Consider the following 21,364-nt stretch of genomic DNA (forward strand, 5'->3'; position numbering starts at 1 on the left):
CTATTTCGGCGCCCCTGGCTTTGGAACGCCTGCATGAAGATTGTGCGGCGCAACCGGATTGAGCGTCATCGTGGTTTCGACATCCTTGAGACGCACGAATTTCATCCCCTTCGCTTTCAAGGCCAGAACGCCTTTGGCCACGCCCTCGCCCGCTGACCGCGTCGGCTGGTTGATATGCGAGATAATGACGTCGCCGTCACGCGCGGCAGCGATGCGGCGCTCGACAGTCGGCGCCAGCAACGAGGCACCCTGATCGCCATTCAGCGAATAGCCGCCTATCTTGTAGCCCATGCTTGTTGCCAGCTTGATGGCATCGGTCGAATAACGGGCTGTCGCATCGCGATACCAGATTGGCCTGGACATGCCTGCATCCGTGATCGCCGTCGCGCCGCCATCGATTTCCAGATGAATCGCCTCAAGTGAACCTGCTGTCTTGATGCCATACATTTTCGGCTCGTTGGTAATGGCCGGAACATGCATTGCGCCATGGTTCTCGATATCGAACAAATCGGCATTGGCCTTCAGAACCGCCATGGTGGCCGGATTCTGTTTTATCCATCGCTCCGTCACGAAGATCGTCGCCGGAATGCGGTTCTGCACCAGCATGTCCAGAATCCGGTGATCGGTCTTGCCCATGCAGGCATCAAGCGTCAGCGCCACCTGTGGCGATGCAGCGCCGCCGCGTGCAATATGCAATTGCGGCTCAACGATCCTGATCGTGTCATGCTTGGCCTTGTTCTCCGCCCGCTCCTGCGGCGAGATATCGTAGGCGCTGGCAATACCGGTCATTACGAAAAAGGCGGCACCTGCCGCAGCAATACAACGAAGCATGACAATATCTTCTGAAAATGGCTTAACTACCGGGGGATTACTCCGGCAGCTAAGCCAAATTGTGGCAATCTGTCAAACCTTGCGTACCGCCGATTGTGCCGCGGCAAGACGGGCAATAGGCACGCGGAACGGCGAACAGGACACATAGTCGAGACCTGTCTTTTCACAGAATGCAATCGAAGCCGGATCACCGCCGTGCTCACCGCAAATACCAAGCTTCAGCTTCTCGCGGGTTTTCCGCCCGCGCTCGGCGGCGATTTCCACCAGTTCGCCGACCCCTTCGAGATCAAGCGACACAAACGGGTCCTGTTCGATCACGCCGCGCTGCTGATAAGAGGTCAGGAACGAGGACGCATCGTCGCGTGAAATGCCGAATGTCGTTTGCGTCAAGTCGTTGGTGCCAAACGAGAAGAACTCAGCCGTTTCAGCGATTTCAGCAGCGCGCAAGGCGGCGCGCGGCAGTTCGATCATCGTGCCGACCATATAGTCGACTTTGATGCCTGCCTCTGCCATGACTTGCCTGGCAACAGCATCGATGCGCGCCTTGACGAAATCGAGTTCGGCTTTCAGACCGACCAGTGGCACCATCACTTCCGGCACCACATGTTCGCCGGTTTTCTTGCCAGCCTCGACGGCTGCTTCAAAAATCGCCCGTGCCTGCATTTCCGCGATTTCCGGATAGGATACAGCCAGGCGGCAGCCACGATGGCCCAGCATCGGGTTGAATTCATGCAAGCTATCGGCACGTTCGCGCAGCTTTGCCGCATCGACGCCCATCGAGCGGGCAACCTCTGCGACTTCCTCATCGGTATGCGGCAGAAACTCATGCAATGGCGGATCAAGCAGACGGATCGTGACCGGAAGCCCCTTCATGATCTCAAACAACTCGACAAAATCCGAACGCTGCATCGGCAGAAGCTTTGCCAGAGCCGCGCGACGGCCTTCTTCATTGTCGGAAAGGATCATCTCGCGCATGGCGACGATGCGGCTTCCCTCAAAGAACATGTGTTCGGTACGGCAAAGGCCAATGCCTTCAGCACCGAACGAGCGTGCCGTACGGGCATCTGCAGGGGTTTCGGCGTTGGCACGAACCTTCATGCGGCGGGTGCGGTCGGCCCATTCCATCAGCTTGCCGAAATCACCGGAAAGCTCGGGCTGCAGCATGGCGACAGCACCTTTCAGAACCTGCCCCGTACCACCGTCGACGGTGACGACATCGCCCTTCTTGAAGGGCTGGCCTGCTGTGAGCATGACGCCATTGCGGTAATCCACGCGAAGCGACCCGGCACCCGACACACAGGGCTTGCCCATGCCGCGCGCGACAACGGCTGCGTGGCTGGTCATGCCGCCGCGCGTCGTCAGAATACCTTCCGCCGCGTGCATGCCGTGAATATCTTCCGGGCTGGTCTCAATGCGAACGAGAATGACCTTTCGACCTTCCGATTTTGCCTGTTCGGCATCTTCCGAAGAGAAGACAATTTCACCCGTCGCGGCACCTGGCGATGCGGGCAGTCCCTGGCCGATGACCTGACGTTCCGCACGTGGATCAATAGTCGGATGGAGAAGCTGGTCAAGCGCCGCCGGATCGACGCGCAGAACCGCTTCTTCTTGCGTGATCAGGCCTTCGCCTGCCATTTCCACGGCCATCTTCAATGCGGCCTTTGCGGTACGCTTGCCCGAGCGGGTCTGAAGCATCCACAGTTTGCCGCGCTCAATTGTAAACTCGAGGTCCTGCATGTCGCGATAATGCTGTTCCAGCCGATCAGCAACCTTGAGGAATTCGGCGAAGGCTTCCGGCATGACCTTTTCAAGCGACGGCTTGTCGGAACCGGCTGCGATGCGCGCTTCTTCGGTGATGTTCTGTGGCGTGCGGATACCGGCGACGACGTCTTCGCCCTGCGCGTTGACGAGGAATTCGCCGTAAAGCTTCTTCTCGCCCGTCGAAGGATTGCGTGTGAACGCAACACCGGTCGCGGACGTCTCGCCCATATTGCCGAATACCATGGCCTGCACATTGACCGCCGTACCCCACGCGGCGGGAATATTGTGCAGCCGCCGATAGGTGATGGCGCGCGCATTCATCCAGCTTGAGAAAACGGCGCCAATGGCACCCCAAAGCTGTTCGCGCGGGTCTTGCGGGAAAGGCTGGCCGAGTTCTTCCTCGACCTTATCTTTGTAAGAGCCGATGACATTCTTCCAGTCGTCAGCAGTCAGGGCCGTATCGACATCAACGCCGAGATCGGCCTTCTTGTCTTCGAGAATTTCTTCAAAGAAGCCATGATCGACGCCCAGCACGACATCCGAATACATCTGGATGAAGCGGCGGTAACTGTCATAGGCAAAGCGCTCATCACCTGCTTCGCGAGCAATGGCCTGTACGGTTTCGTCATTAAGACCGAGATTGAGCACCGTATCCATCATGCCCGGCATGGAGGCACGGGCGCCGGAACGCACCGACACCAGAAGTGGCTTTTCGGCATCGCCGAAATTGCGCCCCGTCACCTTGGCGATATGGGCCAGAGCCGCCTGAACCTGTTCATTCAGTTCGGATGGATAGGACCGGTCATGATCGTAATAATAGGTGCAGACTTCGGTGTTGATGGTAAAGCCTGGAGGTACCGGAAGACCGAGGCTGCTCATCTCAGCCAGATTCGCTCCCTTGCCGCCGAGAAGATTACGGTCGCTTGCCGCACCTTCCGCCTTGCCGTCGCCGAACGTGTACACCCACTTCGCCATCATGACCTCCCTTGATGCAGGACCGGTTCATGAAAGGCTTGCAACAATTGCAAGCACTCCCAGAACCTGCTTCCCGTTGCTTATGCGATCCGCAAGGCTGCTGCCAACCAAAAAAGACAAGCCGCGACAATAGAATCGATTAGAGGCGGCAATAGCTGGGTAGAGGCCGCACAACAGATTGACTCTGCTGGACAGATATAGCAAAAATAAGAACAAATAAGGAACATATTGGAGTTGGACCATGCGTATCACAGGCAAGCTCGACTATCTGGAAATGCCAGCGGGAAACGGATCGCTTGATGCGACCAAGAGTTTCTACGCACGTGCCTTCGGCTGGTCTTTTACTGATTACGGCCCGACCTATTCAGCCTTTTCGGAAGGATTGGACGGTGGGTTTGATGCCGATGGGCAAGCGGCTGAAAAGCCTTTGCCGGTACTCTATGCTGCCAGGCTGGAAAGCGCGCTTGAAGCCGTTACCGACGCAGGTGGCACCATCGTAAAGCCCATTTTCTCTTTCCCCGGCGGACGGCGGTTTCATTTCACCGATCCGGCCGGAAATGAACTTGCCGTGTGGAGCGACCGGTAAAGATCACGTTGCGGCAGTAGAGTATCGAATGTCAGTGAATATGCTCGGCGGAAGCGCGATCTACTGCTTCCATCTGCAAGGTAGTGTGATGGAGATCGTATTTCTCCTGCAAGACCTGTTCAACTGCGCGACGCACGGTTTCCCCCCCTGCCCCGTCAGCCAGCACAATATGAGCGGTCAGGGATTTCTGATTCTTGGTGAGTGACCAGACGTGGAGGTCGTGGAGCGCCGCCACTCCGGGCACAGCCAGCACAGCTTTCTGCAAATCATTGAGGTCGAGACCCACAGGAACTCCTTCCAGCAGAATATTGATGCATTCCTTGAGCAGAACCCATGTGCGTGGAAAGACCATGAAGCCGATACCGATGGCTATCAGTGAATCCACCCACTCCCATCCGGTCAGATAAATGATCACAGCGCCGACGATCACGCCGATGGAGCCCAGCATATCCGCCCAGACCTCCAGATAAGCGCCCTTGACGTTGAGGCTTTCATCCTTGTGCCCCATCAAGACCCGCATCGATATCACGTTGACGATCAAGCCGATCACCGCAACGACCATCATACCCACGGACTGCACGTCGGCGGGGCGCGAAAGACGCTCATAGGCTTCATAAAGGATATAGAATGCCACTCCCAGCAACAGAAGCGCATTGACCGTTGCCGCAAGGATTTCGAAGCGGGCATAGCCATAGGTGCGAAGAATATCGGCTGGCCGTCGACCCAGATAGATGGCGATCAAGGCAAGGAGAAGTGCAAAACTGTCCGTCGCCATGTGCATGGCATCGGATAACAGCGCGAGACTGCCCGTGATGAAACTGCCGATAATCTCGACAATCATGAAAAGGCTGGTCAGTGCAAAGGCGATCCATAATCTTGGAAGCGGCGTGTCGCTGACGTCTCCGTGGTCGTGATCACCGCTCATGCCGTTCTCCGCACAGATTATGTTTTAGCTTGCTTCGCGCAGTTGTTCCGCAGTCTGCAAGTCAACAGAAACAAGCTGGCTCACGCCCTGCTCGCCCATCGTCACACCAAAGAGACGGTTCATGCGCGCCATGGTGATCGGGTTATGTGTGATAACCACGAAGCGCGTTTCGGTTGAAGCCGCCATTTCATCCATCAGATTGCAGTAGCGCTCGACATTATGGTCATCGAGCGGCGCATCCACTTCGTCGAGCACGCAGATCGGTGCCGGATTGGTCAGAAACACCGCGAAAATGAGCGCCATGGCTGTCAAAGCCTGCTCACCGCCCGAAAGCAGCGTCATGGTCTGTGGCTTCTTGCCGGGCGGACGGGCGAGAATTTCCAGACCGGCTTCCAGCGGGTCGTCGCTTTCGATCAGTTGCAGTTCGGCCGTGCCGCCGCCGAAGAGATGCGTGAACAGCCGCTGGAACTGCACATTCACCACGTCGAACGCAGCCAGCAGACGCTCGCGCCCCTCACGATTGAGGCTCTGGATTGCCTGACGCAATTTCTTGATCGCCTCGATCACGTCTTCGCGCTCGGAGACGATGGTATCGAGACGTCCAGACAGTTCCTGCTGTTCTTCATCGGCGCGTAGATTGACTGCGCCAAGTCGCTCGCGCTCAATCTTCAACCGCTCAAGCTGCCGTTCCAGATGATCGGGGTCAGGCAAAGCCTCATCTGGTTTCAAGCCGGTCTGGCGAATAGCTTCGTGGGGCGGACAGTTCAACGCTTCAGCGATTCGGGCTTCGGCATCCTTGCGCCGCTCTTCTGCCGCCGCAAGACGTTCTTCGGCGCGGGCCCTCTGTTCTCGGCTTGCTGCCAGTTGCTGGATGGCGAGGGTTGCCGCCTTGTCGAGTTCCGCCTGCGCGGCCTCGGCCTCGGCCAGAACGTCGCCCGCCTGCTTGCGCAGGGCATCAGCCTGTGAAAGCTCGTTCAAAAGTGCCCGGCGGCGGCTCTCGATCTCATCGGGCGCTTCCGCAAGCGCCTCGGCTTCGTCAGCCGTTTCCGCTCGGCGATCATTCAACGCAGCTATATGACGGCCAGCATTTTCCGCGCGGGATTTCCAGTTTCGACGTTCCAGCGCAATCATTTCCAGTCGACGTTTGCGCGCATCGGCTTCGCGCCGCAGCCCTTCATAAGCGGCCCGCGCTTCGGCCAAAGCCGTACGATCCGACATGACTTCGCTGTTCAATGCGGTGAGACGCTGGCCAATCGCATCGATATCCGGCATTTCATTAAGGCGGTCTTCGGCTTCCGCAACACGGATCTGGGCCTCTTCGAGATTTTCCTCAAGATGCACCTTGCTATCTTCAAGACCCGCGCGGCGTGTCGCAAGCTGACCTGCAGCGCGTTCGGCAGCAGCCAGAGCTTCACGCGCTTCATCAAGCTTGCGCTGGTTCGCGCGCCATTGATCGCGGGCGACACGCTCCTGCTCGACGGTCTCGCGGACGCTGGCTTCAGTGCGCTGTACATCCTGCTCAGCTTGACCGGCACGCTTGCGGGCGACAACTGCTTCCTGTTCGAGTTCCGCCAGCCGGTTTTTTTGCGCAAGCCGCTGGGCTGCCGGGGTCGGCGCATCGGCGCTCGCTGTATAACCATCCCAACGCCAGAGCGCACCCGCTTGGCTCACCAGCCGCTGGCCGGGGCGCAACATGGCCTGCAGGCGTTTGCCATCGCCATCAGCAACAACACCAACCTGTGCCAGCCTGCGGCGCAATTGCTGCGGCCCTTCCACCAGCCGATCCAGAGGCGTCACACCATCCGGCAGAGCGGGATCAGCATTCGTCCCAGGATTATAAGCCCAGTAGACCGGCGCATGCTCATCGCTGGCCGCATCGAGATCTTCACCCAGCGCCGCACCAAGCGCGACTTCATAGCCCTTCTCGACACGGAGCTCTTCCACCACTGGCGGGAATAGCCCCGTTTCACCAGCATTCAGAATGCGGGCCAGCGTTTGCGCTTCCGTTTCAATGCGGTTCAGCTCCGTGCGCGCTTCGCTCAAAGGCTGGCGGCTGGCGGCCTCCGCTTCGCGCGCGTTTGCAACAAGCTCTTCCGCGCTGGCAACCATTTCTTCCGCTGACGCCAGTGCCTCTGCACAGCGGTCAACCACAATGCGCTTTTCGGCGGGATCGAACAGGCCACCGATCTGCTCCGCGACAGCAGCAATATCGCGCTCAATCGCTTCCATCTGGACAGAAAGACGGTCACGACGATCACGTGTTTCCTTCAATGCCCGTTCGATCTGCACACGCTCTGCGGCAGCTTCGGCACGTTCAGCCGTAACGCGGGACAAAGCGTTCTCGCTGTCCTGCAAGCGAACTTCCGCTTCCTCAAACAGCGCATGCAGTTCCTGATCACGTTCGCCGGACTCCTCGGCAGAAGCGATCAACTCCTGTTCCTCGTCATCGAGCCGCGCCAGAATATCGGCATTCTCGCGCATCATCTCTTCTTCGCGCGCGATGTCAGCGGAAAGCTGCTCGAGCCTCTTCATCAGCTCGGCTCGGCGGGCACGCAAACGCTCGCCTTCTTCGTCAAGCTGGGTTCGCGCTATGGAAAGACGCTGCAATGCAGCGGAGGCTTTAGCTTCAGCCTCTCGCAGTTTGGGCAGTTTGTGCGCGCCGACGGCCTGCACCTTTGCGGCGTTCATCTGGGCCTGCGCCATATCGCCGACAGCCGAGGTCGCCTGCGCCAAGGCGCTTTGCGCCTCACCTTCCTGCATCTTTGCCTGCGACCAGCGCAAATGCAGAAGTGCGGCTTCGGCACGACGAATATCTGCGGAAAGCGCCTTGAAGCGATTAGCCTGACGTGCCTGACGCTTCAGGCTTTCGATCTGGCTGCCCAGTTCGCCCACCACATCGTCCAGACGCTCCAGATTGGTTTCAGCAGCCCGCAGGCGCAACTCGGCCTCGTGGCGGCGCGTATGCAGGCCAGAGATGCCGGCTGCTTCTTCCAGGAGAGCGCGGCGGGCCTGTGGCTTTGCCTGAATGAGCTCGCCGATACGTCCCTGTCCGACCATGGATGGCGAACGCGCGCCGGTGGACTGATCCGCGAAGAGAAGCTGCACATCCTTGGCGCGCGCTTCCTTGCCATTGATGCGGTAGACAGACCCGGATTCGCGTTCGATGCGGCGAGAAACCTGCAGCTCATCCGCATCATTATAAGCGGCCGGTGCGCTGCGGTCAGAATTGTCGAGAAAAAGCGTGACTTCCGCAGTATTTCGCGCGGGCCGCGTGGCCGAGCCGGAAAAGATCACATCGTCCATGCCGGAAGCGCGCATGTTCTTGTATGAGTTTTCACCCATCACCCAGCGCAGCGCTTCGACCAGATTGGATTTGCCGCAGCCATTCGGGCCGACGACACCGGTCAGCCCGCCTTCAATGACGAACTCCATGGGCTCGACGAAGGATTTGAAACCGACAAGGCGCAGCTTGGAGAAGCGCATCAGCGAGCCCCTCTCAAGACTGTCTCAAAAACGCAAAAAGCGGACGCAAAAACGCGCCCGCTTTTCGATCTGAAAAACGGATTAGAGAAGCTTGTCGATGATTGCCGACATTTCGTCAACCGAAAGCGCTCCAGCGTACTTTTGTCCGTTGATGAAGAAAGTCGGCGTTGCACTCACACCGAAATCCTTCGATCCACGCTCCATCGTTGCTCTCACATCATCGAGAACTTGCTGGTTCGTCAAGCAAGCCTTGAAGGACTCCTGTGTAAAACCGGCAAGTTTCGCGATTTGCAGGAGAGCTGCCTCGCCATCTTCAGCGGTCGCCCACTGCTGCTGCTGCTTGAAGAACACGTCGATCATCGGGAAGTAACGGTCCTCCGGTGCACAGCGCGCCAGCATGAAAGCAGCCGTCGCGCGCGGATCGAATGGAAACTCGCGGAAGATGAGCCGTGCTTTGCCCGTATCGATATATTTTTCCTTGATTTTCGGGAATGTGTTGATCGTGAAATCTGCGCAATGCGGGCAGGTCAGCGACGCATATTCGACGATAGTTACCGGCGCATCGGCCTTGCCGTAGACCATATCCTTGAGCTTACCGGCTTCGGCAAGCTTGGCCGCATCGACGGTGCCTTCGGGATCGCGCTGCTGCGCATTCGCGCCACCGGCAAACGCCAGCCCGGCTGCGGCCGCTCCGGCAAGAGAAATAACGTGTCTGCGATTAAACGCTGCAGGCATCCGAATCATCCAGTCCTGTTTCAATAGTTGACTTCAACATACAATCTAAAGCGGCAGATCGCGCTTCGCTAGACCCGCAGCATTCACATGAAAGTCAGCACCTTGCATTTTTTGTCTTCAAATTTGCGACAATAAATAAAGACGCTGAACACAAACTGCTAAAAGCTTGCATCAAATTTATGGCGGCAGATCGTATTCAGCTATCCTTGCTGCCTTTTCCACCAGTCATCCGCTTCTCGGCGAGGATGTTCTTGCCAAGACGCGCCAGAGCTGCGCGAAGCGCATCGTCTTCAATACCGTCCGTAGCCTTGTCGATACGACGTTCTTCGGCGGGCCCGAGCGGCGCCAGTCGTTTCACGCGGCGCTTGGCCGGGATGATCGGCGGCTTCTGCTCGATACGGATACGCCCAACCGCCGAGAACCCCAGAAATCCGTTTATGCGGCTGATGATTTCACCCGTTTCGTGCTGCACCTGCAGGGCTGCAAACCCTTCGCAGGCAATAATCAGCGTCGCAGGAGAAAACGGATCGTCTTCACGCAGGCGACGTGGCCAGATGATACGCAAAGGGCGCGAGGTTGCGCCGATGGCAGGGCCGACAATATCTTCCCATGACTGCAGCAGGGCAAGATTGATACCGGCACGCTTCTGCAACATCGGGTCCACCAGACCCGAAGCCATATCTGCCAGCGGCCTGAAACCGCGTCTGGACGTTGGTTCGCTCATCGCGCTCCATTATAGCCGCGAAACCATTCCACAAACAAAGGAATACCCTGATCGAGCGTGGTTTTCGGGCTAAATCCAAGGTCGCGGGCAGCAAGCGCGATATCGGCATAGGTGCGTGGCACATCGGCAGCCGGCATCGGTTCCAACTTGCGGATCGCTTCCCTACCCGTAGCTTTTTCGATTGCCGCGATGAAATCGTTGAGCATTACAGGCTTGTTGTTGCCGAGATTGTAGACTGGTGCCGTATCTTCCGGCGTGTCGAGCACACGTCTTACCGCACCAACCACACCGCTGACGATATCTTCCACAAACGTGAAATCGCGCTGCATCTTGCCATTGTTGAACACCCGGATCGGCTCGCCTTTGAGGATAGCCGATGTAAACAGCCACGGTGCCATGTCAGGACGCCCATAGGGACCATAGACGGTGAAAAAGCGCAAACCTGTGGAATACAGTTTATGCACGTGGCGGTATGAGTAAGCCAGCAATTCGCCAGAGCGCTTTGTTGCGGCATAGATCGAGACCGGGTGATCGACAGGGTCGCTTTCGGAGAAAGGAACCTTTTCATTCGCACCATAGACCGACGACGAGCTCGCATAGACGACAGGCGGGCGCTTCTCCAGCCTCAGTGCGGTTTCGAAGACCGTGATCTGTCCCTGCACATTGGCAGAAATATAGGCTGAGGGGTTTTCGATGGAGTAACGAACCCCTGCCTGTGCCGCGAGATGCACGATGATGTCGGCGTCTCGGTCGGGGCCGATCGCCGCATTGAACGCTTCCGCGTCGGAAATATCCGCCTTTGCAAACCGAAACCCATCCCGCATGTGAAGTTTCGAGAGGCGAGCTTCCTTCAGCGTGACCGGATAATAGTCGTTCACATTATCGATGCCGATGACCTGCCAGCCCTCATCCAGCAGACGCAGGGCCGTATGAAACCCTATAAATCCGGCAGCCCCCGTTACAATCGCTTTCATGCGGCTGATTTCTTTCCAAAAATATATGAGGTGAGACCTGCACGACGTGCCGCCATCAATCGCCGCGATGCTGCCGCGTTCAACGCTGCAAGGAAGAACATGGTCGAGGATATAGTGACCTCGTGCAGTAGCGGATTGTGCAGCATACCGTAACTGCCGCACACAACGGCGAAATAGATCAGCGCTCGCCGCATCGCCCAGCTATCGGCAGTCCTCCACAAATAGACGAATATGGAAATAAAGGCGGCAGCCATGAAGATGAGACCGACAATGCCGTCGTTCAGCAACTCGTCAAGAACCGTGTTGTGAACATGACGGAAGCCGTCGAGCATCATAGCCTTGTCGCCAGCCTCAGCCTTTACGAAATCCATCTTCGAATAGGAGCCAACTCCTGTGAATGGGTGAGCTTCAATGACACGAGAAGCACTTTTCCACATAGTCTCGCGGATATCGGCGGAAACCTTATCCTCCCAGTCGGCGGCGCGTCCTGTATCGTAATATTCGATCATTCCAGAAAAGCGCTTGGAAATGATACTTCCGACCGGTCCGGCAACGACAAGAGCTGCAATTGCGGCGATCAATATAGCGTACGCCACCCCCTGCTGCTTAATGCTGAAACGCTTCAGGAAGATAAGTATTTCTACCGCTGCAAATATCGGTAGCACTACGATGACCGCTCGTGTTTCAGACGTCAAAACTGCAGCAAACCCCAGAACGAGCCAATGCGGGCCGTTCGGCAAATAGCGCGAGCCTGCGCGCAACGGAATTGCAGCAGAAATAGCCGCTACCCCGGCAACGAATGCAAAAACTGCCTGATTGCCACCGATACCAACCCGCTCGCCGTCGATCACAGCAAGATATATTGCAGCGATGACGGCAAGTACGGTTCCAACGCGCGCGCCAAGAACATAGGCCCGCAACGGATCGCGAACGAGCACCATTCCCGAACCGGCAAAAGCGAACACGGTGAGGAGCAGCGTATAGCCGATCTGCCGATTATCCTGAAAGGGCTCCCCACGAAACAGGATCAGTCCCAGCGACCATACGGCATATAAGACTATGAAGAGATAGAATTTCTTGGCGAACATACGCGTGGTCGCGTGACGACCGCAGGCAAGATAAATACCGATACATGAGAATATGAAAAGTATGAGCGGCCCAAGACCGATGCGAATGGGCATTGATGCCGACGCGATGCCAAGCACCCAGGAATCTATCCGGCGCCGCAGGAGAAAAGACTTTTTAAAATAACTCAACCTTCTGCCTCTTTTAGCCCTTTCTTACTTAAAGCGTAAGCGATTCGCCGGACATAGTCAGTTGCCCGAAAGGCAAGCGTGCTTATCCTTTTGTATATCGGCAAACGCGTCTTGGCGTAAGCCGAACGACCCTGAGCAATCGTCGATTCCGTGACGGAAAAGGAGACCAGGGGTGCACTCGTCGTGAATACCTCATGCCCTCCCGACCAACCGCGTTCGAGCTCAACATCATACGGCAAACGCATTGTACGGATAGAATTGCTGAGTTTTCTCGCTGCCTGTTTGGTCACCAGGTAAGCAGCAGCACTTCCCATCGGTCCATGCAAACTCCGACCAACGGCAATTTCATCGTTCACCTGCAAGAATGGCCGGAACGCCGAAAGGCGGTGATTGACGAGCTTGATGACGTCCCAACCATAAATATGTGTCATCTGGTTCACGGAAGCATTGAATCCCGGTGACAACACGACATCATCCTCGACAATGACTGCGAAAGGCTCCGGTGCATCGGCTATAGTTTCCAATGCACGAATATGGCTGAAATAACAGCCGATCTCTGCCGGCAGCGCGACTTTGCCGTGACAACGACGAAACCCGGCGTCATCGAAATTCGTCAGTTCTTCTGAGGATAACAGCTTTCCTTCGATGGCGTCCACACGCCGGAGATCAACTGAAAGCGCATCCGCATTGGACTTCAACCTGTCCCAGCGGTCTTTCGACCGCGCAAGATTGATGACATAGACAGGTACAGAATGATCCACTTATTCTCTTTCCGCCGCGAGCAATGGAGCATAGTCGGGAGACTCACAGACAAACTTCTATGCGTTAGGCTCTAGTATGCACAGCATTGTTTCTATCAATTGTAAAAATAAGGCATTAATCAGAATGCTGCCCAACCGTTACCTGATGCCATACACATGCTGAATTCTGCCCCCTCCGATAAAAGCACAAAGCTCCTGCACTGGTATGACCGACACCATCGCGTTTTGCCGTGGCGCGTGAGCCCAGCCGAGCAGACATATGGCATCAAGCCAGATCCCTATCGCGTCTGGCTCTCAGAAATCATGCTTCAGCAGACAACGGTAGAGGCGGTAAAGTCCTACTTTACAAAGTTTGTCGAACGCTGGCCCACCGTTCAGGCCATGGCACAAGCCAGTGAAGACGATATTCTGCGCGCTTGGGCCGGGCTCGGCTATTATTCACGTGCGCGCAATCTGAAAAAATGCGCTGACGCTGTGGCTGAACAGCATGAGGGTAAGTTTCCCAGCAATGCCGTGGGACTGAAGGAACTGCCCGGCATCGGGGATTACACTTCTGCAGCAATCGCAGCGATAGCGTTTGGCGAAGCGGCTGCCGTCGTCGACGGCAATGTGGAGCGTGTGATTTCACGGCTTTATACAATAGACATCCCCCTGCCCGCAGCGAAAACGGAAATTCGCGCGCGCATGGGACAATTGACCCCGATCGACAGGCCCGGAGATTTTGCACAGGCCATGATGGATCTGGGTGCAACCATATGCACGCCGCGACGGCCAGCCTGCGCGATCTGTCCGCTCAATGACGGCTGCATGGCTCTCAAGTCGCGCGACCCCGAAGAATTCCCGGTCAAAGCGCCCAAAGCCGAAAAACCCGTTCGTACCGGAGCCGCGTTCATTGCCATTGCCGAGGATGGTTCAATCCTCCTGCGCAAGCGGAAAGGTGAGGGCCTGCTCGCCGGGATGACCGAGGTTCCGGGCAGCTACTGGACCGCACGCATCGACGGAGACGCGACTGTCACCGCTGCGCCGTTCCAGTCGCAATGGATTGCGTCCGGTTCGATCACTCATGTTTTCACACATTTCGAACTGCGGCTCTCGGTGTATCACTCGGTAAATGTCAGCAAGGCCTCGGCCAAAGATGGCTGGTGGTCGCAACCGGACGAGCTTGCGGACGAGGCACTGCCGACTGTCATGAAAAAGGCGATCACCGCCGCCATACCAGACGCTTTCAAACCGGGGAGGAGAAACCGTTGAGCAGTCCCGTCAAGCACGTCGTCTTCGATATTGGCAGAGTTCTCATCCATTATGATCCTGAACTTGCCTATCTCGATACCATTCCCGATGCCTCCGAACGTCGTTGGTTTCTGGAGAATATCTGCACCAGCGCATGGAATATCGAACAGGATCGCGGTCGCACCTGGCAGGAGGCAGAAGCGCTTCTGATCGATACTTACCCCGAAAGAAGCAATCACATCCGTGCTTTCCGGCAAAACTGGAACCGCATGGTGCCGCATGCCTACGAGGACAGCGTTGAAGTTCTGCGCAGCCTGATCGGCCACGGCAACGATGTTACCATGCTGACAAATTTCGCTTCAGACACTTTCCGCGAAGCGCAAGCACGCTTTCCATTTCTGACCGAAAGCCGAGGCATCACCGTGTCGGGTGATATTCATATGCTGAAACCCGACCGCGAAATCTACGATCATCACGTTGCATCGTTTGACCTCGATCCTGCGGCAACGCTTTTCATCGATGATACGATGCACAATGTGGATGGCGCCAGACAGGCTGGTTGGCAAGCGGTGCACTTTACGGATGCGGGCAAGCTGAGCGCCGATTTGAAAGCCCTGGGTCTCACCTTCTAGAGCATGTCTTTCTCCCGAAAACAGGAAATGCTCAATGCCTAAAATAGCGAAGGCGCCCGAAGCCGATGCTTCGAGCGCCTCACTATCAGACTATGCTGGAGGCCGTCCGATAACTTGTGGTTTGCGCATCTTATCCGAAAACCGCTTCGCACTTTTCGGGATGCGCTTTAAGCGCCAGCGACTGCCATCTGGTCGCGAATAACCTTACGCAAGGCATCAATTGGCTTCAGCGCGCCGTTTTCCTCGTAGTGCCAGAAAGTCCATCCATTGCAGGCATCAAAGCCCTGGACCTTTGCACCCATACGATGGATCGAACCCGCTTCACCGTTGGCAGCGAGCGTACCATCGGCGCGAACAATGGCAGCAAAACGGCGACGTTCATCACAAAGTACCGTGCCGGGACGCAGAAGGCCCGCTTCGAGGACGCTGGTGAATGCAACACGCGGTTCAGCCCGCTTGCCGGTCATCACCGTCAGTTCGGCCTTGCCGAGCGGCTCGACAGCGTCGATGCGTACCGTTGCCGCATCGATATAGCTCTGTTCGCGCTCAATGCCGACGAAGTGACGCCCTAGGCGCTTTGCAACCGCACCCGTCGTCCCGGAACCGAAGAAGGGGTCGAGGATGACATCGCCGGGCTTGCTGGATGCCATCATGATACGGGCAAGCAGCGCTTCCGGCTTCTGGGTCGGATGAACCTTGTCGCCGTTTTCGTCCTTCAGACGTTCGGAACCGGTGCAGATCGGGAACAGCCAGTCCGAGCGCATCTGTACGTCGTCATTGGCAGCCTTCATCGCTTCATAGTTGAAGGTGTAGCCTTTGCTCTTCTGATCCCGCGAAGCCCATATCAGCGTTTCATGGGCATTCTGGAAGCGACGACCGCGGAAATTCGGCATCGGGTTTGTCTTGCGCCAGATGACGTCGTTCAGGAGCCAGAAACCGAGATCCTGTAGCTGGGAGCCGACCCGGAAAATATTGTGGTAGGAACCGATCACCCAGATGGTACCGTTCGGCTTCAGAACCCGACGGCAGGCCATAAGCCAGGCACGCGTGAACGCATCATAGGCCTGGAAACTCTCGAACTGGTCCCAATGATCGTCAACCGCGCTGACCATTGATTGGTCGGGACGATGCAGATCGCCGCCAAGCTGGAGGTTATAGGGAGGATCGGCAAAAATGACGTCCACGGAATGATCCGGCAGGCGTTCCAGAGCTGCGACGCAATCACCTTTGATGATGGAGTCAAGCCAGGCGGTACGCGGAGCCTCGATGGGCAACTCATGTGCAAGACGTACAAGAGACATGGGATACTCGATTACCTGTGGACGCAAAAAACTTGTCCTTATGGTTACCGGGTAGGGTAAATATGCAGTTAACGCCAAGTGATTGAAATCGTAAATCTTTTCTTAATCGACAGCGAAAGTCCGCAGTTCCGGGCTTTTCGCGGTCAAACGAACCTCGACATTTTGCCGCCTGTCATCTTAACGCCGCGATCGCTATGCAATGCTGGTTTTAACGTTTTGCCATTGATAAGGCTTGGTTATTCCTTTTTGCCTATAATTGGCTCTCAATTTCTGAATTTGCGTGGCAGGCAGGCGAGCCGCACGCTCGGCCGGTGTATTTTATGATGAATATCGCTGAACTGCGGCATAACCGGTATTTGCGGGTTTTCTTCGTACCCTTTCGCATGCGTGCACTGGTTCGAGGCAGTGAAATAGGTCTCGTCATAGCTGGTGTCCTTATCGGCATCATTTCGGGATTGATGGTCGCTGCCGTTGGCGGTATTTCACAATGGATGCATCAGGCAATATTCGCCCTGGAACCCGGCGAAAAATTGAGTTCGGCTGCATCGCTACAGCCGAGCGCTTATATTGCTCCGCTTGCGGGCGGCATCTTGATGGGGATCGTGATCTGGGTTCTCGCGCGCTGGCGCAAACGACCCATCGTCGACCCTATCGAAGCCAATGCACTTCATGGCGGGCGTCTTTCGCTCACGGATAGCTTTATCCTTGTCGGCCAGAACCTGATTTCCAACGGTTTCGGTGCATCGGTCGGACTTGAAGCTGCCTATACACAGCTCGCGAGCGGTTTCGCGTCTCGCATCGGTCGAGCACTTAAACTTCGCCGCGCGGATCTGCGAACACTGGTCGGCTGCGGTGCTGCAGCAGCTATCGCCAGCGCCTTCAATGCGCCCCTCACCGGGGCATTTTACGCATTCGAACTTATCATCGGCGTCTATTCGATTGCCACGCTGGCGCCCGTCGTCGTGGCGGCGATAGTCGGCGCACTGGTGACGCAGGCAATCGGCGGTGCGCCTTTCATCATCGACATCGGCCAGATCAACGACATCACACCACGCGATTATGTCCCCGCACTGGTTCTGGGTTTCTTTTCAGCAGGTATCGCCATTCTCATCATGCGCGGCGTGACCTTTGTTGAAAAAGCCGCCCGCAGCAGCATCGTGCCCAATGTGATGGCACCTGCAATCGGTGGCGCCATCGTTGGAATAATCGCATTCTTTTCACCGCAGGTTCTGGCTTCCGGCCATGGAGCGCTGCATCTCGATCTGAATGCGAACATCACCATTCCGGTACTGCTGCTCTTGATCCTCACCAAATCGCTCGCGTCTGCGGTTTCCATTGGGGCAGGTTTTCGCGGTGGTCTGTTCTTTGCATCGCTTTTTCTCGGTGCCCTGACGGGCAAGCTCTTTGCAGCAGTGGCGGGGGCGGTTCTGCCCGCAGGTCTGGCGCTTGCGCCTGAAGTTTATGCCGTCATCGGCATGAGCTCACTCGCTGTTGCAGTCGTCGGTGGCCCGATGACCATGACGTTCCTCGCACTGGAACTCACCGGCGATTTTCCGATTTCAATGCTCGTGCTGGGCGCAGTGGTTTCATCGTCTTTGATGGTGCGAAAGACCTTCGGTTACTCCTTCGCGACATGGCGCTTCCATCTGCGTGGCGAAGCCATCCGGTCCGCCCACGATATCGGGTGGATACGTAACCTGACCGTCACCCGGATGATGCGTCACGATGTACGGACGGTGGCAATCGATACCGACATCGAAACCTTCCGGCATGATTTTCCGCTCGGATCCACCCAGCGCGTGATTGCGGTGGATGCCGATGGACGTTATGTCGGCATGATCCCGGTGCCAGAGGTTTACGCCGACAGTTTCGATACATCTGACGGCGAACACAGCATCAGCGAGCTTCTCAAGTATCAGGATGAATTTCTGTTGCCCCAGATGAACGCCAAGGAAGCTGTGGCTCGTTTCGACCGGGCGGAAAGCGAAGCTCTGGCCGTGGTGAACAATGCCCAGGAACGCAAAGTGCTTGGCCTCCTGAGTGAAGCGCACACCCTGCGTCGCTACAGCGAAGAACTGGATCGGCGTCGGCGCGAAGTTTCCGGCGAGGTGTGAGATCGGACGCCGCCCAGAGCGGTTCCAGTTAAAAACGGAATCGTGGGGCCGCTCCGGATATTTGTTTCGTCGCATTTTCCGACGCAAAACCGCTTCACACTTTTGCTGGAAATGCTCTAGTTTGACGGCTCTGCCATAAAGGTGTAGCTCAACCTCGGTATTTCCGGCTGCTGCCGGAGACCACTCCTCCCAGCGGAGCGCGGTTCGATCTGAATAAAGCAGATCGGCGCTCTAAGTTCTTCTATTTGAAGCATAATCTTATCGATCCTTGTTTCACTCCGGTCGAATTATGCTCTAAAAGGCTATGATCATGGCGGCACCGTCCCTCATCATTTTCGATTGCGATGGCGTTTTGGTGGATTCCGAAATCATCGCGGCGGAAGTCGAATCCGCTCTTCTCACCGAAGCCGGTTATCAGATCGCCGCTGATGAAATGGCTGAACGTTTCGCCGGTCTGACGTGGCAGAATATTCTTCTCACCGTAGAGCGCGAAGCAGGGATTCCACTTTCGGCATCGCTTCTCGACAAATCCGAAAAGATTCTGGACGAAAAGCTCAAGAACGAAGTTCAGGCGGTTGAAGATATCGTGGAAGTGGTATCGGCGTTGAAGCTGTCGAAGTGCATCTGCTCCAATTCGACTGGCCGTCGTTTGGAAAGCATGCTGAAGCGTGTCGACCTTTACGAGCTGTTTGCACCGAACATCTTTTCGGCCAAGGAAGTTGGCACCAAAAAGACCAAGCCAGCACCGGATGTGTTCCTTTATGCGGCCAAGCATTTCGGGGTTGACCCGAAAGACATCATAGTGATTGAAGATTCCGCGCATGGCATTCAGGGCGCCCGTGCCGCTGGTATGCGGGTGATCGGCTTTACGGGTGGCGCCCACACCTATCCGGGACATGCCGACAAGCTGACCGATGCCGGTGCAGAAACCGTCATCCATCGCCACAAGGATCTGCCGAGCGTTATCGAAGCTCTGTCCATCTGGACTGATGCCTGAATGAAATAATCCGACGCCTGGCTTTTGTCAGGCGGCGGATTGTTTGTTGCGCCCCTTGGGTGGAGCATTGAGAATTGCCAAGAGCTCTTCGGCTTCGTCTTCCGAGAGGCCGATCAGCAAGCGGGTTCCCATGATGACGGGCTCGCCAGTGGACGTATCGAAGATCGCCCAGGTATCCGTCGGTTCAAGAATGCGTTCGTATTTCTGTTTCATGAGAACACACTAGCGTAAATCTGTTGCCATTCATTTCACGCTGGCAGTTGTATTTAATTCGAATTTTATCGATCTGCGTTTTTCCACAGAACCAGTCTATCAGACACTTCCAGAGACCGTTCTAACGCGCTTTTGCCTGGCCTTGGGCGCATTAGTCATCACCAGCGCCGCAGCATCGTCGGCACGCAGAGGCTTACCATAAAACCAGCCCTGCGCGGTCATCGGAGTTTTCATCTTGCGGAAATAATCAGCCTGAGCTTCTGTCTCGATCCCTTCGATGACAATGTCGAGATTGTGCTGTCGAGCCATGGAGACGATCTGCGGCACGATCGATACTGTCTCGCCATCGGTACAGACAGTCCGTGTGAAAGCCTTGTCAATCTTGATGGCATCTATCTGCAACTCGCCCAGATAGGCAAGACTTGAATAGCCTGTACCAAAGTCATCAATATAGACCCTGTGCCCTTGTTCACGAAGTTGTCTGATGCCTTCCGACGCCTTCGAGAAATCCACTGCTGTACGTTCCGTAAGCTCAAGACCGATCTGACGGGGATCAATGCCTGCATCAGCCAGTTTCGCCTGGATATTGTTTTGAAAAGCGGGCGCTTGGACGTCACTTGCAGTTATATTGATATTGATCTGAATGTTCCGGTTGCGGCGCAACACATCTCCCATTTCGTCGATAACTCGATCGACAACATAGGCTGTTACCCGACCTGCCATACCCTTCTCTTCCGCTTCGGCAATAAAGACATCCGGCGGGATCAGGTCGCCGGTTTGCAACTGCCAGCGCAAGAGAGCTTCAAAACCGGTAATATTGGCATCCGCCACGTTGACCACCGGCTGATAGACGACCTCAAGCTGACGGGCGCTCAGCGCTTTGTTGAGCATGGAAGCCAACGGACGTTCGCGATTGCGATAGGCGAACCAGCTCAAACCAAGCGTTGCACCGACGAGCAGACCGAGGCTGATTGCAATAAAGGATTTCCATCGGGCGGAAGCGCTGGAATTGTCCAGTCGTGCCTCGAGAGCAATGCACATGCTGGTATTGTCGTCGCAACGATACTCTCTGATGGCGTTGCTCAACACATCGTATTTCCGTCCGAGCGCGCTGAAATCCGGGTTGGGTGCATTCTCTGACGGATAACCGTAGAGGCGTGCGAAATGCTTCTGGTCTGCATCGCGCATATAGATCGAAAAACCGAACTGCGGCGTGTGGAGCAGATCGAAGGCGACCGAACTCAAAATAACATTAGACCCGTCTTTACCGATGACCGATCCATGACTGCCCGGCGTAATCAGCAATCTGTCACCATAAACATAGGTGCCATCGCTCAGATGAACATCGGCAGGCGAGCGGCTCGGCTGCTCGGGAATATCGCTCAAAAGCGTCGAGCAGATAAGACGATCTCCACGAAACCGGCCTATATCCTTGATATGATATGCGGAGAAAACCAGCTTGCGCAGATAGGTCATTTCTTCCGAGGAACACAGTTCATAGGGCGAACGGTTGGCTGCTTCGATTGTTTCGTGGGCTGAGACGGCCAGACGATTGGCATGAGCAAGCAAAGCGGCCATGTAAATATTCATGTGCCGTTCTTCATCGACAATTCGAAACCTGTTGCCTACCCACTGCCCGAATGCTGCACCAAGAAACAACATAAAAAGCAAAATGAGCGAAACAGGATTCAGAAATTTACTGCGATCAAATCGCATATGAACCTTGCCCTTAAATATATCACAGTATGCGCAGGGATTGATCGCGCCAACTATTGCTGCGGTTCGATTATGACGCGATAAAACCTCAACACAAAAAGATCATAGCACAAAACAAAAAGATGCATGATTACTATTGAAATTTTCATT

Annotated in this window: 17 protein-coding genes; 5 read left to right on the top strand and 12 right to left on the bottom strand. The window is 55.9% G+C overall.

Annotated elements, in window-relative coordinates:
* Both ACYSN1_RS04180 and ppdK read right to left on the bottom strand, forming a co-directional pair.
* Complete coding sequence (locus ACYSN1_RS04180) at positions 1-831, bottom strand: polysaccharide deacetylase family protein (protein ID WP_461724524.1); 831 nt, start codon at positions 829-831, stop codon at positions 1-3.
* A gap of 72 nt (positions 832-903) precedes the next feature.
* Positions 904-3,567 carry a pyruvate, phosphate dikinase gene (gene ppdK / locus ACYSN1_RS04185; protein ID WP_461724525.1) on the bottom strand — a complete coding sequence of 888 codons (2,664 nt, stop codon included), beginning with the start codon at positions 3,565-3,567 and terminating at the stop codon, positions 904-906.
* A 241-nt stretch (positions 3,568-3,808) separates the two neighbouring features.
* Here ppdK and ACYSN1_RS04190 point away from each other — a divergent pair, with 241 nt between their 5' ends.
* Positions 3,809-4,153 (top strand): VOC family protein, encoded by a 345-nt coding sequence (locus tag ACYSN1_RS04190; protein WP_461724526.1) that lies wholly within the window; start codon positions 3,809-3,811, stop codon positions 4,151-4,153.
* Positions 4,154-4,184: 31 nt separating this feature from the next.
* On the opposite strand, the gene ACYSN1_RS04195 is transcribed toward ACYSN1_RS04190, so the two are convergent.
* The 7 genes from ACYSN1_RS04195 to ACYSN1_RS04225 all read right to left on the bottom strand — a co-directional run bounded on the left by ACYSN1_RS04195 (position 4,185) and on the right by ACYSN1_RS04225 (position 13,011).
* Positions 4,185-5,078: a cation diffusion facilitator family transporter gene (locus tag ACYSN1_RS04195; protein ID WP_461724527.1), complete on the bottom strand. Its 894-nt coding sequence runs from the start codon at positions 5,076-5,078 to the stop codon at positions 4,185-4,187.
* A 24-nt stretch (positions 5,079-5,102) separates the two neighbouring features.
* On the bottom strand, positions 5,103-8,561 hold the full coding sequence (locus tag ACYSN1_RS04200) for a chromosome segregation SMC family protein (protein ID WP_461724528.1): 3,459 nt from the start codon (positions 8,559-8,561) through the stop codon (positions 5,103-5,105).
* Between the two features lie 81 nt (positions 8,562-8,642).
* A complete protein-coding gene (locus ACYSN1_RS04205; protein WP_461724529.1) occupies positions 8,643-9,296 on the bottom strand; it encodes a DsbA family protein in 654 nt (217 codons plus the stop codon).
* Positions 9,297-9,492: 196 nt separating this feature from the next.
* The gene (locus ACYSN1_RS04210) at positions 9,493-10,020 is read right to left on the bottom strand and encodes a DUF721 domain-containing protein (protein ID WP_461724530.1); all 528 of its coding nucleotides are present in this window, start codon (positions 10,018-10,020) and stop codon (positions 9,493-9,495) included.
* Positions 10,017-10,994 (bottom strand): NAD-dependent epimerase/dehydratase family protein, encoded by a 978-nt coding sequence (locus tag ACYSN1_RS04215; protein WP_461724531.1) that lies wholly within the window; start codon positions 10,992-10,994, stop codon positions 10,017-10,019. The genes ACYSN1_RS04210 and ACYSN1_RS04215 overlap by 4 nt, the downstream gene beginning before the upstream one ends.
* Positions 10,991-12,250: an O-antigen ligase family protein gene (locus tag ACYSN1_RS04220; RefSeq protein ID WP_461724532.1), complete on the bottom strand. Its 1,260-nt coding sequence runs from the start codon at positions 12,248-12,250 to the stop codon at positions 10,991-10,993. Before ACYSN1_RS04220 ends, ACYSN1_RS04215 begins: the two co-directional genes overlap by 4 nt.
* Positions 12,247-13,011 carry a glycosyltransferase family 25 protein gene (locus tag ACYSN1_RS04225; RefSeq protein ID WP_461724533.1) on the bottom strand — a complete coding sequence of 255 codons (765 nt, stop codon included), beginning with the start codon at positions 13,009-13,011 and terminating at the stop codon, positions 12,247-12,249. The genes ACYSN1_RS04220 and ACYSN1_RS04225 overlap by 4 nt, the downstream gene beginning before the upstream one ends.
* 156 nt (positions 13,012-13,167) lie before the next feature.
* On the opposite strand from ACYSN1_RS04225, the gene mutY reads away from it, so the two are divergent.
* Both mutY and ACYSN1_RS04235 read left to right on the top strand, forming a co-directional pair.
* On the top strand, positions 13,168-14,262 hold the full coding sequence (mutY, locus tag ACYSN1_RS04230) for an A/G-specific adenine glycosylase (RefSeq protein WP_461724534.1): 1,095 nt from the start codon (positions 13,168-13,170) through the stop codon (positions 14,260-14,262).
* Positions 14,259-14,873 carry an HAD family hydrolase gene (locus ACYSN1_RS04235; protein WP_461724535.1) on the top strand — a complete coding sequence of 205 codons (615 nt, stop codon included), beginning with the start codon at positions 14,259-14,261 and terminating at the stop codon, positions 14,871-14,873. Before mutY ends, ACYSN1_RS04235 begins: the two co-directional genes overlap by 4 nt.
* A gap of 167 nt (positions 14,874-15,040) precedes the next feature.
* Here the strand turns inward: ACYSN1_RS04235 and ACYSN1_RS04240 are convergent, their stop codons facing one another.
* Positions 15,041-16,174: a DNA methyltransferase gene (locus tag ACYSN1_RS04240; protein ID WP_461724536.1), complete on the bottom strand. Its 1,134-nt coding sequence runs from the start codon at positions 16,172-16,174 to the stop codon at positions 15,041-15,043.
* A 323-nt stretch (positions 16,175-16,497) separates the two neighbouring features.
* On the opposite strand from ACYSN1_RS04240, the gene ACYSN1_RS04245 reads away from it, so the two are divergent.
* Positions 16,498-18,288 (top strand): chloride channel protein, encoded by a 1,791-nt coding sequence (locus ACYSN1_RS04245; RefSeq protein ID WP_461725274.1) that lies wholly within the window; start codon positions 16,498-16,500, stop codon positions 18,286-18,288.
* A gap of 310 nt (positions 18,289-18,598) precedes the next feature.
* The gene (locus tag ACYSN1_RS04250) at positions 18,599-19,285 is read left to right on the top strand and encodes an HAD family hydrolase (protein WP_461724537.1); all 687 of its coding nucleotides are present in this window, start codon (positions 18,599-18,601) and stop codon (positions 19,283-19,285) included.
* Positions 19,286-19,312: 27 nt separating this feature from the next.
* On the opposite strand, the gene ACYSN1_RS04255 is transcribed toward ACYSN1_RS04250, so the two are convergent.
* Complete coding sequence (locus tag ACYSN1_RS04255; RefSeq protein WP_461724538.1) at positions 19,313-19,498, bottom strand: hypothetical protein; 186 nt, start codon at positions 19,496-19,498, stop codon at positions 19,313-19,315.
* Between the two features lie 99 nt (positions 19,499-19,597).
* Positions 19,598-21,214 (bottom strand): EAL domain-containing protein, encoded by a 1,617-nt coding sequence (locus tag ACYSN1_RS04260; protein ID WP_461724539.1) that lies wholly within the window; start codon positions 21,212-21,214, stop codon positions 19,598-19,600.
* Positions 21,215-21,364: the final 150 nt, after the last annotated feature.

Source organism: Brucella sp. LJL56, assembly GCF_054871705.1.